General features: G+C 45.6%; 12 protein-coding genes. 11 read left to right on the top strand and 1 reads right to left on the bottom strand.

Going from position 1 to position 16738, the window contains the following annotated elements; genetic code table 11:
- Positions 1-25: 25 nt before the first annotated feature.
- The 6 genes from bioB to bioD all read left to right on the top strand — a co-directional run bounded on the left by bioB (position 26) and on the right by bioD (position 5984).
- Positions 26-1105 (top strand): biotin synthase BioB, encoded by a 1080-nt coding sequence (gene bioB, locus ACK8HY_RS16360; RefSeq protein ID WP_416134249.1) that lies wholly within the window; start codon positions 26-28, stop codon positions 1103-1105.
- A 56-nt stretch (positions 1106-1161) separates the two neighbouring features.
- Positions 1162-2445, top strand: coding sequence for an adenosylmethionine--8-amino-7-oxononanoate transaminase (gene bioA, locus ACK8HY_RS16355; protein WP_077437557.1), 1284 nt, complete (start codon positions 1162-1164; stop codon positions 2443-2445).
- Entirely contained in the window at positions 2445-3602 is a 1158-nt protein-coding gene (locus ACK8HY_RS16350; protein WP_416134248.1) for an 8-amino-7-oxononanoate synthase, read from the top strand. Before bioA ends, ACK8HY_RS16350 begins: the two co-directional genes overlap by 1 nt.
- On the top strand, positions 3599-4306 hold the full coding sequence (locus ACK8HY_RS16345; protein WP_416134247.1) for a DUF452 family protein: 708 nt from the start codon (positions 3599-3601) through the stop codon (positions 4304-4306). Before ACK8HY_RS16350 ends, ACK8HY_RS16345 begins: the two co-directional genes overlap by 4 nt.
- 13 nt (positions 4307-4319) lie before the next feature.
- On the top strand, positions 4320-5144 hold the full coding sequence (bioC, locus tag ACK8HY_RS16340; RefSeq protein ID WP_416134246.1) for a malonyl-ACP O-methyltransferase BioC: 825 nt from the start codon (positions 4320-4322) through the stop codon (positions 5142-5144).
- Between the two features lie 207 nt (positions 5145-5351).
- Positions 5352-5984 (top strand): dethiobiotin synthase, encoded by a 633-nt coding sequence (gene bioD / locus ACK8HY_RS16335; RefSeq protein ID WP_416134245.1) that lies wholly within the window; start codon positions 5352-5354, stop codon positions 5982-5984.
- Between the two features lie 192 nt (positions 5985-6176).
- Here the strand turns inward: bioD and ACK8HY_RS16330 are convergent, their stop codons facing one another.
- Positions 6177-8690 carry a phosphocholine-specific phospholipase C gene (locus ACK8HY_RS16330; RefSeq protein WP_416134244.1) on the bottom strand — a complete coding sequence of 838 codons (2514 nt, stop codon included), beginning with the start codon at positions 8688-8690 and terminating at the stop codon, positions 6177-6179.
- Positions 8691-8762: 72 nt separating this feature from the next.
- On the opposite strand from ACK8HY_RS16330, the gene ACK8HY_RS16325 reads away from it, so the two are divergent.
- The 5 genes from ACK8HY_RS16325 to ACK8HY_RS16305 all read left to right on the top strand — a co-directional run bounded on the left by ACK8HY_RS16325 (position 8763) and on the right by ACK8HY_RS16305 (position 16655).
- Positions 8763-9587 (top strand): response regulator transcription factor, encoded by an 825-nt coding sequence (locus ACK8HY_RS16325; protein ID WP_416134243.1) that lies wholly within the window; start codon positions 8763-8765, stop codon positions 9585-9587.
- Positions 9584-10999, top strand: coding sequence for an ATP-binding protein (locus ACK8HY_RS16320; protein WP_416134242.1), 1416 nt, complete (start codon positions 9584-9586; stop codon positions 10997-10999). The genes ACK8HY_RS16325 and ACK8HY_RS16320 overlap by 4 nt, the downstream gene beginning before the upstream one ends.
- Before the next feature lie 87 nt (positions 11000-11086).
- On the top strand, positions 11087-12445 hold the full coding sequence (locus ACK8HY_RS16315; RefSeq protein ID WP_416134241.1) for a TolC family protein: 1359 nt from the start codon (positions 11087-11089) through the stop codon (positions 12443-12445).
- Complete coding sequence (locus tag ACK8HY_RS16310) at positions 12435-13526, top strand: efflux RND transporter periplasmic adaptor subunit (RefSeq protein ID WP_416134240.1); 1092 nt, start codon at positions 12435-12437, stop codon at positions 13524-13526. Before ACK8HY_RS16315 ends, ACK8HY_RS16310 begins: the two co-directional genes overlap by 11 nt.
- A 21-nt stretch (positions 13527-13547) precedes the next feature.
- Positions 13548-16655 carry an efflux RND transporter permease subunit gene (locus ACK8HY_RS16305; protein ID WP_416134239.1) on the top strand — a complete coding sequence of 1036 codons (3108 nt, stop codon included), beginning with the start codon at positions 13548-13550 and terminating at the stop codon, positions 16653-16655.
- Positions 16656-16738: the final 83 nt, after the last annotated feature.

The raw sequence follows: 16738 nt of genomic DNA, 5'->3' as shown, positions 1-16738 counted from the left end.
TTTCAAACGATCAAAAACAAATGTTATGCAAACTAAAAAGAAATGGACACAGGCAGAAGTTGTTGCCTTATATAACAAACCGATCATGGAATTATTGTACGAAGCGGCTACAGTCCACCGAACCCATCATGATCCCAATAAAGTACAGGTTTCTACATTGATTTCAATAAAAACCGGTGGATGTCCCGAAGATTGTGCCTACTGTCCGCAGGCCGCACGTTACCATACCGATGTTAAGGCCGAGCAGCTGATGAGCGTTGAACAGGTAAAAACGCTAGCTTTGGCAGCCAAAGCTAGCGGCAGTTCGCGGATATGCATGGGTGCTGCCTGGCGCAACGTCAAAGACGGCCCCGAGTTTGACCAGGTATTGGATATGGTACGTACACTGAACAGACTGGATATGGAAGTCTGCTGCACCTTGGGTATGCTGACCGAAAATCAGGCTCATCGCCTATCGGAAGCAGGCCTCTACGCCTATAATCACAACCTGGATTCCTCTGCTGAATACTATGAAGAAATTATTTCGACCCGAAGTTACAATGACCGTTTGCAGACCATCGAAAATGTACGCAAAACAAATATTACGGTATGCAGTGGCGGCATTATTGGTATGGGCGAGAGCATAGCCAACCGGGCGGATATGCTGATTACATTGGCATCACTTCATCCGCAGCCCGAGTCGGTACCGATCAATGCGCTGGTTCCGGTCGCGGGCACACCGATGGAAGCCATGGAGACCGTATCGATTTGGGAAATGGTACGCATGGTTGCCACCGCGCGAATTTTATTGCCACAAACGCAGGTTCGCTTATCTGCCGGCCGTACCAAGATGAGTCGCGAAGGGCAGGCCCTCTGTTTTTTTGCCGGGGCAAATTCCATTTTCGCAGGTGATAAACTGCTCACAACCGCCAATCCGGATGTAAACGAGGATATGGATATGTTCAAAACGCTGGGCTTAATCCCACAACAGCCCTTTGAGAAAAAAAGCCAGCCTGAAACTATCGCAATGGAGGATAGTCAATACCAGGCACTGGGTGAAAAACCACAATGGTCGCGACCTGACCACAAAATTCAACGCAACCTGGCCAAACAGCAAGGGAAATAATAGATCGGGGACAGCCTATCAGAGACCGAAAATCAGGAATTGAAAAAAATAATAGCATGACAGCGTATAAGACTGACGATTTCGACAGACAGCACCTATGGCACCCCTATACCAGTATCACAGCCCCACTGCCAGCCTACAAGGTGAAACGGGCAGATGGTTGTGTGATTGAACTGGAAAACGGTCAGCAGCTGATCGACGGCATGTCGTCCTGGTGGTGTACCGTCCATGGATATAACCATCCTGTATTAAATGCTGCAGTAACGGACCAGCTCAACAAGATGTCGCATGTGATGTTTGGTGGTTTGACACATGAACCTGCAATTGCCCTTGGTAAAATGCTGCTTGCGATCATCCCCCCCTCACTCAATAAAATATTTTATGCCGATTCTGGCTCCGTTGCTGTGGAAGCGGCACTCAAAATGGCTGTACAGTACTGGGGGGCACAAAAGAAGATCAACAAGACCAACTTTGTTACCGTTCGTTCGGGTTACCATGGCGACACCTGGAATGCCATGTCTGTATGTGATCCTGTGACGGGCATGCACCGCATCTTCGGCAACACCCTCCCCCTCCGTTACTTCGCAGCCGCCCCTCAAATTGGGTTTGGTGACCAATGGGATGCGAGCGATATTGCCCCCTTAGCAGCGCTTATCAAAACACATCAGGACGAATTGGCGGGCCTGATCCTTGAACCTATTGTCCAGGGTGCCGGTGGAATGCGCTTCTACCATCCCGAATATCTCCGTCAGGCAGCACGACTCTGCAAGGAGAATAATATCTTACTGATTTTTGACGAAATCGCCACCGGGTTCGGTCGCACCGGTAAGCTCTTTGCCTGTGAACATGCGGATGTAGAGCCAGATATTCTATGCCTTGGCAAGGCCTTGACAGGTGGATACATGACCTTATCCGCAGTAATCACTACTACGGCTGTTGCAGAAACCATTTCCAATGGTAATCCGGGTATGTTTATGCACGGTCCGACTTTTATGGCAAACCCGCTGGCCTGCGCCGTGGCACTTGCGTCGATCAAATTATTATTGTCAATGGACTGGAAAGCAAAGGTGAAATATATTGAAACACAGCTGACACAAGCACTTTCCCCGGCAAAAGACTTCCCCCAGGTAGAAGATGTCCGGATTTTGGGAGCTATTGCTGTCATCGAAATGAAAAATCCAGTAGACATGGTAAGTATACAAAAACGATTTGTGGAAGAAGGCGTCTGGGTCAGACCTTTTGGCAAACTGGTTTATATCATGCCTCCTTTTATTATCAATACGGAAGAGTTAAACAAACTGACACAGGCTCTACTCAAGGTCGTCAAAGAAATCGACTAATGGAAAACAATCTACTCGATAGCTTTGTGGATGAACTTCACAAACTCGAAAAACAAGGAAATAGGCGAACACTCCCCCTGATTATCCAGCAGGGAAACCACATCCAATACGAAGAGAAAAACGGTTACAACCTCTCCTCAAACGATTATCTGGATCTGGCTACGGACCTGACATTGCGTGAAGAATTTTTACAATCGGTCAACAGCGAAAATGCGCTTTTCAGCGCTTCATCTTCACGTCTCTTAACTGGAAATCATGTGCTGTATACCCAACTGGAGAAGCGGTTGAGCGCGATGTTCGGTACAGAAAGTGCGCTGGTTTTTAACAGTGGTTATCACATGAACACAGGTATACTTCCAGCCATCTGCCATGGGCGTACCCTAATCCTGGCTGACAAATGGGTGCACGCCAGTCTAATTGATGGCATCCGGCTTTCGACAGCTCAGTATTTCCGGTATCGACATGCCGACTATGCCCATCTGGAAGAATTACTAGCAAAACATGCTTCCCGTTTCGAACGCGTCATTATCGTCACTGAAAGTATTTTCAGTATGGACGGTGACTGTACAGACCTCGGTTATCTGGTTCGTCTCAAACGCCGTTATTCGAATGTCATGTTGTATGTGGATGAGGCTCATGCGATGGGCGTACGTGGCGAAAGAGGACTTGGCTGCGCTGAAGAGCAAGGTTGCATTGCGGACATTGACTTCCTCGCAGGCACCTTTGGAAAAGCACTGGCATCCTTAGGTGGTTATCTCGTCTGTCGACGGCCGATTCGGGATTACCTGATCAATAAAATGCGGACATTGCTATTCACAACTGCACTCCCGCCGATCAATCTTCTATGGAGTTTATTTATTCTGGAACGCTTGGACAGTTTTTCAGATCGACGTCAGCAATTGCGCAAAAACAGTATATTGCTCAAACAGCAGATCATCGCAAAAGGTTACGAATGCTGCTCACAAAGCCATATTCTACCTCTTATAATAGGCGATAGCAACGCGGCGTTACTGAAAGCCGAAGACCTGCAGCGAAAAGGATTTTATGTACTGCCCATCCGTCCACCTACTGTACCGGAAGGAACTTCAAGAATACGTATTTCATTAACGTCGGGTATAACGACATCGCTTATCCATCAACTTGCAGCAAGCCTATGATATTGAAAAAAATTATCCATGCACTTCATCCGGTCAACCCAGATAATTTGGTACCACTAAATAATCCAGTACCATCCAACAAAAAGCTTGTCCTATTCTTTGCGGGATGGGGAATGGATGAGCATCTGTTTTCGGGTTACGCCCGATCCGAACAGGATCTAATGATCGCATACGACTACTCCTCCTTAGCGCTGGACGAAAATCTCCTAAAGGGCTACGAAGAAATCCAGATTTTCGCTTGGTCTATGGGTGTATGGGCGGCCTCACAGGTATTACCGGAACTTCGGTTAAAGCATTATCCGATCAGTACCTGTACAGCAATCAATGGCACGCCATTTCCGATTGATGACAACAGAGGAATTCCAGTCCAGGTATTCAGGGCCACCTTGAACACGCTAAGCGAAAAAACGCTTGATAAATTCAGACTACGGATGTGTGGTTCAAGGGAGACGTTAAACCATTTTCTTGCTAGAGCCCCCAGGCGGGACATCGCGAGTCTGCAAAAAGAACTGATCGCAATTGAAGAGCGGGCGACAGTACCATCAGCAACAGCTTTCCAATGGGATGAGGCCTATATCGGAAAGCATGACCGCATTTTCAGTTCGGAAAACCAACAACGGGCATGGGCGCACACTTCTCATAAATGTGTCGACATGACCCACTATCCCGAAAAATTATTTAAACAACTTTTGCAGGAGATCTAAAATGCTTAACATCATGGACAAACAACGGATCCGATCCCGCTTTTCGAAAGCCGCAGAGAGTTACCACTCGGCCGCGGTTGTACAAGGTCAAATTGCCGAAAAAATGATCAACCTGCTTCGGAACCTTTTTCTCATCAGTCCAGACAGGGTGCTCGAAATAGGCTGTGGAACCGGACTCTTTTCCCGCCTGTTGCTCCAGTACCTTTCTCCGAAGCATACGATCTTCAACGATATCTGTCCAGAAATGATCAAAAGTATGAAGAGTATTGTCTTGTCGCAGCATAGTTCGCGACAAACTGCCTTGCAACAGTATGATTTACGGCAACAGACCATGCCGCAGCATGGTTCGCAACATTACAGCTTTATCTGTGTCGATGCCGAAACCTGTAACTTACCCGGCGGACTGGATCTCATTACCTCCTGTTCCACTATTCAATGGTTTGAAGACCCCAGCGCCTTCTTTACGCGCTGCCATACCGCACTTCATGCGCATGGTATCCTAGCATTCAGCACATTTGGCGAAGAAAATATGCGCGAGATCAGCAGTACAACAGGAGTCGGCTTAACCTATCATACCCAATCGGCACTGGTAGCGGAATTGTTGGCATTGGGCTATGAAATTCTCTCCGTAGAAGAAGAACTCCTGAGCCTCAGCTTTGAAAGCCCCTTACAGGTGCTCAGCCACCTGAAAGAAACCGGAGTGACAGGCATAAAAAATCATCGCTGGACAAAAAGCAAGCTTCAGGCCTATTGTACCGAATATATAGATCGTTATGCTGTGGGCACGCGGGTTCCACTGACTTATCACCCCATCTATATCATCGCAAAGAAAAAATGAACAATTCAACAAGTAGCGCTTTAAACCCTGGTTTAGCCGTTTCGGATTGAACAATGAACGCATTAAACAAGAGCGCCAAATAGGAAAGTGAACTGATACGTAGTAAACCTGCTCCGGAATGCGCTGACAGATGACAGATCCCTGCGAAATCTCAACAGCATGTAACACTGAATTGGCAATCGAATAAGCAGCAAAAAAAAAATAGAAATGAAAAACAACATTTATTTTGTATCCGGCATAGATACCGGAATAGGCAAAAGTTACGCAACTGGTCTTATTGCAAAGCAATGGAATGCAGACGGCCTGCGTACAATAACTCAAAAACTGGTACAGACCGGAAACACAGCGATTTCTGAAGATATTACCTTACACCGCGAACTGATGGGTATCGCCTTTACCGAAGATGACCAGGAGAAAATAACCATGCCTGAAATTTTCAGCTACCCTGCATCTCCACACCTGGCTGCACAAATAGATAAACGTGAAATAGACTTTGAAAAAATCAGGCAAGCTACAGCCCAGTTAAGCCAGCGCTATGATGCTGTATTGGTAGAAGGCGCCGGCGGCCTCATGGTACCACTCACGGAGGATTACCTGATCATAGATTATATCAAAGAAATGGGCTATCCTTTGCTTTTTGTAACCTCCGGCAAATTGGGCAGTATCAATCATACCCTATTAAGCCTGGAAGCCATTGCCAAACGAGGAATCAATCTGCATTCGGTGATATACAATACGTTCCCTGTACTCGAGGACAGTACCATCAGCACAGAAACACAGCGTTATCTCCGCAATTATATTCAAAAGTATTTTCCCGAAACCAAATTTATCACTTTATAAATATACCCAAACTCGTGCGTTCTTCCCATTGTAGCGAATCGCTTACGATGAGAAGAACGTCTAATCGCAGTTTTAAATGACCTTAGTCAAGCTGCCCCAGTCAAATTGCTGTATTACCTAAATCCTGCAACGAAAGGTCCGACCGACTGTAGCAGCGGGACTGCTCATGAAAACAGCTTTGCGTGCAAAACACTAGGCCAATAAGGGATCAGTAGTGGTTTCCACTCCGGTCTCCAACCGTCCTGCAAGCTGTACTTCAAAATCAGCCTTACCCAGTCCCTTTATCGCAAGATCGTACCAATTGCCATGCGCGGCAATATCCAAAATCAGCCGAAGCTCTTTACCGGCTCCGATTTCCTTTGTCGCAGCATAATGCTGATAATTCAAACTTTTTATCGCTAGCTGAACAGGCCCGGCATCTAGATTTCGTATCGTCAGCTGCAGCTTGCCTGTTGCTGTTCGGGTCAGTGATTTGAGTTCAGGGCCTACCGTAGCCAACACCGCGGGCGCATCTTTTTGTCCGGCATACTTGCGATAGAAACCATTTGGCCCATGCAGCTCAAAGGCATAGCGCTGCCCTTCAAACTGCCGCAGGTCCCACTGGTAGTCGAGGCGATCCCCGGCTTTCACCGCAAAATTCCAGTTTCGATAGCTTTCGCTTTTCCCCGCTCCGTCTATATAGACAAGTGGACTATACACATTGAAAGGTACACCGCTGGTCTTTTTACCAAATAGACCTGTATCCACCTGCATCGTCAGGTTAAATTGACCATTCTGCACATACCCAAAAGCGTCATGTCCGTAAGGCAATGCTGTCGATTTACGGATTCCCTTTTCCTGTACGCGATTGAATTTCGACGTCCAAACCTGCTGCTTAGCTTGGTTTAGATCCGTAATTTCGATAAAACCGCCCGGACTATCTTTGAATTGAGCATTATAAATGGTTTCTATATATTGGTTCCGTTGGAGGAAAGGAAGCTGCTCCTGCGCCTGGACAAAAGGTGTAAAAGCTGCTGTAAGGTCACCACAAATGGTTCTCCGCCATGCGCTAATATGCTCCAGATTGATATTCTTATTGTATTTATGGTTAAAGAAATACTCCAAAAACTGCAAAGTGGAAGTATGGTCAAATACCTGAGAACAGACCTTGCCACCCCGTGACCAAGGCGATGCAATGTACATCGGTACACGGAACCCCAGTCCCACTGCACCCTCACGCGCCTGTTTCTTTGGAATTCCCTGTTTAAGTTCATTCTCCAGGCGTACCATTTCCACCTCACTGTCAATTCCCGCCGAACAGGCGCCAGTATCTTTTTTCATTAGATCCGACACGAGGAAAGGTTTCACATGGTCGTAATAACCATCATTCTCATCGTAAGTGATGATAAAAATCGTTTTTTTCCAGACTTCCGGATTTTTCGTCAGAATATCCAATACTTCCGACACATACCAGGCACCGTACCAAGGGGCACTGGGATGATCCGAGAAGTTTTTGGGGCCGGCCAACCAGGATACAGCAGGTAATTTACCGCTGTCGACATCTTTTCGGAACTGATCGAGCACATCCCCTTTAGGCACTTCCAAAGTCCGTTTTTTTCCCTGGTCTTTAAATTGCAAGGTCTCCAGTTTACGATAATTCTGATCTCCCCTATTGACCGTGAAGGCTCGCTGATGTAAGGATTTGCTAAAATCAGACAGCGTACTGTAATTATCGGCACGGAACTCCTTTAGTTCAGCTTCGGCTCGCTCGAGGGCTTCACTTTTCTTACGGATATCAACCCGGATTTTTTCTGCCTGCTCCTCCGATTCGGGCGACCGCTCTTCAAGCCTGGAAATCTGTCCTGGCAGATCGCGTACCTGCGCCTCAAGGTTGCTGACATAGGTATCTTTAAACTTGACCTGATAGGCCTGAAAAAATTCCAATAGATTACAGCCGAAGTTGGACAACCAGGCACGCTCCTCGCCCGATAGTCCACCACCGCAGCTCGTTTCATTTTGATAAAAACGCCAATCGATATTGTTCTTTTCCAACAGTTCGGGAAAGGTTTGCCAGGTCATTTTGCCATAGCCAAAGTCATCATTCCGAATATTGACCTTTTGCAATCCATCCTTTATTTCGGTGATCTTTCCGGTCCAAAAGAAGGAGCGGTTGGGGGTTGTACTGGTCATGCCCGAACAGAAATTTTGATCACATACGGTAAAAGCATCGGCCAACGCATAATGGAAAGGCAAGTCCTCACGCGTGAAATAACCAAGGGTCAGTGGCATCGCTGCATATTGCTTATTGCCCGATTGCTTGGCAGTCAACCATTGGTCGTATTTCCCGTCATTGTAGGCATCCACCTGACTTGCCCTGCTATGGGGAAGTGAGCCCATCCAGGTTACCTTGCTCTCTTTGAGATTTAGCCGAAAAGGGGCAAACACCTTCCCTGCCTTATCTGTCTGATACCATACCGGGAGATCATTGGGCAAGCGCACCGCACGGGGATCATTGAACCCACGTACGCCGGAGAGACTCCCCAAAGTATGATCAAAGGAACGGTTTTCCTGCATCAGGATCACGATATGCTCGGCATCCAGAAAGCTGCTGCCGGGCGCCGGATCGATGGCAAAGGCTTTTTGGATGGAGGCCGGCATAAAATTGGCAATACCGGCAGCTCCGGAAAATAACAAGCTCTTTCGAAGAAACTCTCTTCTGCTTTCCATAATGTTTATCTATAATTTCGATTTGAATCTACTTAGATTTCTTTTTGTTTCATATTTCTTCGTGTAAATCTTGTGTTACTAAATTATTTGCAGGAGAAGAATGTGTCAAATGGAGAAGAATGTGTCCAGGGGAGGAATATCGCAAATGGGATCCGATGGACAGGGTTTACAAAATTTGCTTACTTTTACGGAAGGACAATGCATACATTTATGGTGGACATTTTGCTACTCGAAGACGACAGGATTCTTTCTACGGAAATTAAATCCTTTTTATTAAGTCAGGGTTTCTCCTGTGACCAGGCCTTTGATGGCATTGAGTTTCTCGCACAGACGCATCAAAAAAAATATGGCTTTTACCTGCTTGACATTAATGTACCCAAAATCAATGGTTTAGAAATCTGTAAAAAAATACGAAGTCACGACGCCATGACCCCGATCATGATTCTCTCGGCCTATGATGATATCGACGACAAAAAGGAAGCCTTTCTCCGTGCTGCGGACGATTACCTAGTCAAGCCCTTCGTACTGGATGAGTTGTTGCTTCGCATCAATTCACTTCTTCGCCGGCAGCAGCATAACGAAAACAATAGCCCCAAAACGCTGATTATAGATGATCTGATCATCTACCCGGACGAAGCCCGGGTACTCCGGTCAAATGAAGAAATCAACCTGACGCAGAAAGAATTTCAGTTGTTGCTAATTTTGGCGCAGGCCAATGGGCGAACTTTATCGAAGCAACATATTTCGGAGGAGGTTTGGCAAAATCAATTCCAGACAACACAAAATACCATCGAAGTTTATATCAATTTTTTACGCAAAAAAATAGACAAGAATTTTGAAAACAAACTGATCCATACCAGACCTGGATTTGGCTATTACCTCGCTGCCGATAAATGACTTTAAAAAAGAAAATAGCGATCAGTTTTAGTATTGCGTTCTCCATTTTATTTGGCATCGCAATGCTCATCATCTATTATGCCAGCGTTGACTTCAGAAACGATCAATTCCGCCAGCGTCTGGTCGATAAACTGGATTATATTTCACATTACATTGCCAATACGCCTTCTTTTGACCGCGAATCTTATAAAACTTATTTTCAGGACATTGAAGATGGGCTCTTTTATGAGGATGTCATTATCCTGGACAGGGACAAAAAACTTATTTTCAGCACGGTAAAAGACAAAACAATTACCTGGAACCAAGCGATCATCAACCGCCTGGAAAATGAAAAACGAATCTTCTATAAGCAGGATCAATATGAAATATTGGGCAAATATTACCTGATCAACAATCAGGCATATTACCTTTTGGTCAAAGCCCAGGATTATTCCGGCAACGAAAAGCTGGACCACCTGGCTATTGTATTAACGATCTTGTTCCTATTGAGTACGTCATTGATCTGGATCTTTAGCTATAACCTGATTCTCCGCTTACTGAAACCATTGGACAAACTCAAAAAGGATATCACGCAGATCAATGCCAGTAAGCTGACCAATCCGGTTAAATATGCCGGAAATACGGACGAAATCGCGGTATTGACCCAAGCATTCAATACCATGTTGAAACGGCTTTCCGGGGCATTTGAATCCCAAAAGGAATTTAATTCGAGTGCTTCCCACGAGCTGCGTACACCGCTGGCCAGAATGTCATTCCAGTTGGAGAACCTCCGGCATCAACAGCAGCTGGAGGAAGGCGTCAGTCATGTACTTGACAATATTGCAAAAGAAACACAGCATCTTTCGGAAGTCACCAACTCACTGATGCTGCTTTCGAAGTTTGATTCGGCGACGCTCCAAACGACTTATCAGGAAGAACGCATTGATGAAATCATTTTTACGGCATACGAAAAGGTTGCAAAGGCTTTCCCCGACCTGCAACTTGATTTTTCCATTAAAGGCGTCGCAGATCCCAGATTGACCCTCATTTGCTCGGCACAGTTAATTGAAATCGCTTTTGTCAATCTATTCAAAAACGCAGCACTATACTCCTATCATCCGGAGGTAAGTGTCGTTATCCATGAATCTCCGACACAGCTGAACGTATTGGTCACCAGCCATGGGGCTGCCCTGAGTGCCACTGATCAAAAGCGTATTTTTGATGCGTTCAGCCGCGGTGAGAATGCCACCGAAACCATCGGTTCGGGCCTGGGACTACGGATCGTCAAACGCATTATGGATTCCCATCAGGCTAGCATCGAATACAAAGCCAATACAGCGCATTCGGCGCATATATTTATACTCAGATTCCCGATCTCCGGTTCGATGGCCGAAGCCGACGATTCCCAGCCCACCTCTGATCGACTGAGCTGAAAAACGATTAAATTTTAAGCTTTTTTTAAGTATTTATTAAGGGGCTTTTAATCTGGGTGCTCTTTCTTTGTTGCATAAGATTCGATCATGATGACAAAGAAATCCTTGCTATTTTTACTGTTTTTAAACGCGGTTGCTTTCGCACAACAGAAACCGACGGTAGCGCTCAATGCTATTCATCCGGAAAATGCAACCGTTCGTGCTGAAACTACAATTGATAAAACAATTCCGCAGTCTTCCGGCAGAAAAATGACGCTGCTTGAATGCGAAGAAGCCTTCCGTAAGAACAACCTCTCTTTATTGGCGCAACAATACGATATCAGTCAAGCTGAAGCGGATGTCATTCAGGCCAGGATCTGGGAGCTTCCACAACTGGACGTCGCCGTCAATGCCTATGATCCACAAAATAAAAAGGCATTCCATGTGGGCGGATCAAAAGATGCCAGCATATCCCAATTGCTTTATCTGGGTGGAAAAAAGAAAAATGAGGTTGAATTCGCCAAATCAAATGTCGAACTTTCGAAATTACAATTCAGCCAGTTGCTGGCCAGTCTACGCGCACAACTAAGAACAACATTCTATTCCCTTTATTTCGAACAACATAAACTGGCCGACATCAATGTACAACTGGATTACCTCAACAGCTTATTGACCGCCTACAAAGAGGAAGGGAAAAAGGGAAATGTTTCCCTTCGGGATCAGGTTCGCCTACAGACCATGGCCATCGATCTAACCAACGAAAAAACGAGTGCCACCAATGCCATTATTGCGATGCAACAACAGTTAAGGGTGCTGCTCTCCAATCAAGAGGACGTGCTTCCCAATCTGTCAGATGCTGAAGCGGATCGGGAACTGGCCATCAGGCCAGCAATAAGCATGGACAAAATATTTGACCTGGCACTTGAAAACAATGCGGACTATCAATTTGCATTAAAAACAGCCGAAAGCTCGCAGCTGTTTACCAAGTGGCAAAAATCCCTGAATACACCGGACATCAATCTAGGCATAGAATACAGCCAGAACGGAGGTACATTTCACAATGAACTGAACCTCAAAGCAGCTATCCCACTTCCGTTATGGAAACAAAACAAAGGAAACATCATCAAGGCCAAATATGCGGAAGAAGAAGCCAAAAAAAATATCGAGGTACAGCGACAGCTGCTGGAATCACAGATCCGCGCCAACTACCAGTCCTGGGAAAATCAATACAAGCAATATTTCGCGATCACGGCTGACGACCTGCACAATATTGCTACAGTCTATGATGGTGTGTTCAGCAATTTCAGAAAAGGCAATATCTCCCTGGTTGAGTTCAGTGATTTTATGGATAGTTACCGCATATCTATCCTCAAACTTTACGATATGAAAAAAGAAATTATTCTTAATGCCGAGCAACTTAACTACTTGGCGCAAACCCCTATATTCAATTCAAGCCATGTCAACTAAACAACTTCTCCTCAGCACTGTGGCCATCGTATCCCTATACGCCTGCCAAAATCATAAAGAAACGGACAATTCAGCGATTGTCAAAGGTTTTGAAATCAGTGAAACGATGCTCAAATCGACGAGTTTCGTCCCCGTAAAAAAAGAAAATGTGACCGAGGAACTCAATTTCTTCGGTAAGATATCGGCCGATCAGAATAATTACATTGACATCTTTCCACTGGTTGGTGGAAATGTCGTATCCGTCAATGTATCCCTGGGGGATTATGTACGTAAAGGTCAGGTGCTCGCCACAATCCGAAGTACAGAGGTCGCTGGGATACAGAAAGACCTATCCGATGCAAAAACAGATCTGCTCCTTGCCGAAAAGAATTACCGTGTTGCAGAGGATATGTATAACGGCAAATTGAGTACCGATAAGGACATGCTTGAGGCCAAGGGGCAATTGGCCAAAGCCAAAGAGCAGTTGCGCCGTTCAGAAGCCGTCAGTCAGATCTACAACGTCCGTACCGGCAATATTTATTCCGTTGTATCTCCAATTGACGGGTATATTGTCCAAAAAAACATCAATAAAGATATGCAGTTGCGCAGCGACCGCAGTGACAATATTTTTGATGTAGCCAACACCAAAGATGTGTGGGCAATACTTAATGTCAATGAAACGGATATCGAAAAGATCAGTATGGGTATGCCAGCCGTTGTTTCCACATTAAGCTATCCCGATAAAAAATTCAAAGGCAGCATCGACAAGATCTTTAAAATCATTGACCCTCAGACTAATGCCATGCAGGCGCGTGTTGTACTGGACAACAAAGACGGTCTGCTTATTCCGGAGAGCAAGGCCACGATCAAACTACTCCATCATTCCAATACACAGGCCCTCGCCATCCCCTCAGATGCGGTGATTTTTGATCAGAACAAGTATTTCGTATTAATCTATAAGTCACAGAATGACATCAAGATCCGTGAGATCCAACCGCTGAAACAAAATGAAGAAATTACCTACGTCAGCTCAGGTTTACAGGAAGGCGAACAGGTGATTGTCAACAACAAGCTTCTGATCTATAGAGCATTGAATAATTAACCTGTATAAGCTTTTTCGAGCATGAACAAATTCATTAAAAATATTATTGCCTTTTCCATAAAAAATAAAGCCTTTACCTTTATTTGGGTGGGCATTTTGGCAATTGCCGGCTTTATAAGTTTCAAAAGTATGCCGATTGAGGCATTTCCGGATGTAACCAATACGCAGATCACCATCATCACCCAATGGAATGGCCGTAGTGCGGAAGAGGTCGAACGTTTTGTGACCACCCCCATTGAATTGGGCATGAGTCCTGTTCAGAAGAAGACCAGCATCCGCAGTACCACCATGTTTGGGCTTTCCATTGTTAAAATCATCTTTGATGATGGCGTAGACGATACTTTTGCACGTAATCAGGTCAACAATTTACTACGCTCGGTCAGTCTTCCTGAAGACATTGATCCGGAAGTGCAACCACCATACGGTCCAACGGGAGAAATATTCCGGTATACCCTACATAGTGACCAACGGAATTCAAGAGATCTGCTGACTTTGCAAACCTGGGTTATAGACCGGGCATTGAGAGGTGTTCCAGGGGTGGCTGACATCAATGTGTTCGGTGGGCAGGATCTGGTCTATGAGATCAGCACCGATCCCATCAAATTGGACAAATATAATCTTACGCCTTTACAGGTTTATGATGCCGTCAGCAAAAGTAACCTCAATGTCGGTGGCGATGTGATCGAGAAAAGTGGACAGTCCTATGTCGTGCGCGGTATCGGTCTGGTCAATTCGATCAATGACATCGAAAACATTACCGTGATCAACGAACGCGGCAACCCAGTATTTGTCAAAAATGTAGCGGAGGTCAAAGAGAGTTCCATGCCCCGGGTAGGGCAAGCAGGTTTTGGCAAAAGTGACGATGTTGTTGCCGGTACAGTGGTGATGCGCAAGGGAGAAAACCCCAGAGAAGTACTGACCGCTGTAAAAGCAAAAATTGCGGAACTCAACGACAAGATATTGCCCAAGGATGTCAAAATGCAAACGTTCTATGACCGTGACAACCTGATGGATTTTACGACACATACCGTGATGCATAACCTGATCGAAGGTATCGTTCTGGTCACCCTAATGGTATTGCTTTTTATGGCGGACTGGCGGACGACTGTAATCGTTTCCATCGTTATTCCCCTCGCCCTATTATTCGCGTTTTTATGCCTTAAACTGGCGGGTATGAGTGCCAATCTACTTTCTTTGGGTGCGGTGGATTTCGGAATTATCATCGACGGCGCCGTAGTCATGGTCGAAGGTATATTTGTGATGCTGGATCATAAAGCCCATAAACTGGGCATGGAAAAATTCAACAAAATGGCCAAAGCGGGTTGGATCAAACAAACCGGTACCGGATTGGGGAAAGCCATTTTCTTTTCCAAACTGATTATCATCACCTCCCTGATCCCGATCTTTTCCTTTCAAAAAGTGGAGGGCAAGATGTTCTCGCCGCTGGCGTTTACACTCGGTTTTGCCTTATTGGGGGCACTTTTATTTACACTGACCCTGGTACCGGCATTATCCCATATTCTGTTGAACAAAAATGTCAAAGAAAGACATAATCCTTTTGTGGAGTTTTGGAACCGCATAGTGGCAAAAGGCTTTGGATTTACGTTTAGAAATAAACGTCTGAGTTTACTTGTATCATTAGTTATACTGGGTACAGTATTATTTTCCGCTAAATTTCTGGGAACAGAGTTCTTGCCGACATTGAATGAGGGTTCACTTTGGGTAACCGCCGAAATGCCGATGAGCACTTCCTTAAAGGAATCCATCAAAACCACCAAAGTGTTAAAAACGACATTGGAATCTTTTCCGGAGGTAACCGGTGTATTATCACAAACCGGGCGAAGTAATGATGGAACGGATCCGAATGGTTTTGGATTTGTGCAATTTGCCGTAGCGCTGAAACCCAAGGAAGAATGGACACGAAAGATCAGCATGGAACAACTGATCGAAGAAATGGACCATAAACTCAAGCAGTACCAAGGGATCACCTACAACTATTCACAACCCATTTCGGACAATGTCGCGGAAGCTGTCGCAGGATTTAAGGCCGAGAACGGGATTAAGATCTTTGGTGACAACCTTGCTACATTGGATCGCCTATCCAAGGAGGTCTTCGCACAGATCAAAGATATACAGGGAATCAAAGAGCCCGGTATTATCCTGAATATTGGGCAGCCGGAAGTCAGTGTTATCCTGGACAGAACACGCATGGCTGCATTTAACGTGCTGCCAGCTGATGCACAGGCGGTACTGGAAATGGCTTTTGGCGGCAAGACTGCTTCAGTCTTATACGATGGTGAACGCAAGTTTGACATTCGGCTGCGGTATGCCCCGGAATACCGGAAGACAGAAAAGGATATTGCCCAGCTGATGGTGCCCTGCGGCGATGGTACGTTGATCCCGTTGAAAAGTATCGCAACCATAGAAAAGGACAATGGAGCAGCCTTTATCTATCGGGATAATATCCAACGCTATATCGGCATCAAATTTTCCATTCGCGACCGTGACCTAGGGAGTACCATAGCCGAGGCGCAGCAGAAAGTCAGCAAGATCAAATTGCCTGATGGCTATTCCATTGGCTGGACTGGTCAGTTCGAGAATCAGCAACGTGCGACACATCGACTGGCACAGGTGGTGCCGATCAGCCTGGTTTTGATCTTCTTCTTATTGTTTATTTTATTCGGAAATATCAAAGATTCCTTGCTTGTTTTAGCCAACGTTCCTTTTGCACTGATCGGCGGAATTATTGCACTGCATGTGACTGGCATGAATTTCGGGATCTCCGCGGGCGTGGGCATGATTGCCTTATTTGGGATATGTATCCAAAATGGTGTTATCCTGATTTCCGAATTCCATCAGAACAAAAAAGATGGCCTGCCCAATGATCAATCGATCTATAAGGGTGTCAAATCGCGTACGCGTCCTGTAGTGATGACCGCATTAATGGCTTCCATTGGCTTGTTGCCAGCAGCACTCTCCACCGGTATAGGTTCGGAATCGCAAAAACCTTTGGCGATTGTCATTATCGGCGGATTGATATCTGCTACCATCCTGACATTGCTCGTATTCCCGATCATCTATGATATCTTCAATCGGGGGGAAAAAGTACAACGGAGAGTAGCAGATTAATACAATCATCACCTCTGCCTACGCCATGAGGCGTAAGGCAGTATTTCTTTTCGAGATACATGTTGGTGTAACATTTGTATCTA

Source organism: Sphingobacterium sp. NGMCC 1.201703 (genome assembly GCF_047784615.1).
Classification (GTDB): domain Bacteria; phylum Bacteroidota; class Bacteroidia; order Sphingobacteriales; family Sphingobacteriaceae; genus Sphingobacterium.
This window is presented reverse-complemented; position numbering and strand designations above follow the sequence as displayed.

What these genes read in the sequence shown, in the direction of transcription:
- bioB (WP_416134249.1), top strand. Translation starts at nt 26, where the DNA reads ATGCAAACTAAAAAGAAATGGACACAGGCAGAAGTTGTTGCCTTATAT.
- bioA (WP_077437557.1), top strand. Translation starts at nt 1,162, where the DNA reads ATGACAGCGTATAAGACTGACGATTTCGACAGACAGCACCTATGGCAC.
- ACK8HY_RS16350 (WP_416134248.1), top strand. Translation starts at nt 2,445, where the DNA reads ATGGAAAACAATCTACTCGATAGCTTTGTGGATGAACTTCACAAACTC.
- ACK8HY_RS16345 (WP_416134247.1), top strand. Translation starts at nt 3,599, where the DNA reads ATGATATTGAAAAAAATTATCCATGCACTTCATCCGGTCAACCCAGAT.
- bioC (WP_416134246.1), top strand. Translation starts at nt 4,320, where the DNA reads ATGGACAAACAACGGATCCGATCCCGCTTTTCGAAAGCCGCAGAGAGT.
- bioD (WP_416134245.1), top strand. Translation starts at nt 5,352, where the DNA reads ATGAAAAACAACATTTATTTTGTATCCGGCATAGATACCGGAATAGGC.
- ACK8HY_RS16330 (WP_416134244.1), bottom strand. Translation starts at nt 8,690, where the DNA reads ATGGAAAGCAGAAGAGAGTTTCTTCGAAAGAGCTTGTTATTTTCCGGA.
- ACK8HY_RS16320 (WP_416134242.1), top strand. Translation starts at nt 9,584, where the DNA reads ATGACTTTAAAAAAGAAAATAGCGATCAGTTTTAGTATTGCGTTCTCC.
- ACK8HY_RS16315 (WP_416134241.1), top strand. Translation starts at nt 11,087, where the DNA reads ATGATGACAAAGAAATCCTTGCTATTTTTACTGTTTTTAAACGCGGTT.
- ACK8HY_RS16310 (WP_416134240.1), top strand. Translation starts at nt 12,435, where the DNA reads ATGTCAACTAAACAACTTCTCCTCAGCACTGTGGCCATCGTATCCCTA.
- ACK8HY_RS16305 (WP_416134239.1), top strand. Translation starts at nt 13,548, where the DNA reads ATGAACAAATTCATTAAAAATATTATTGCCTTTTCCATAAAAAATAAA.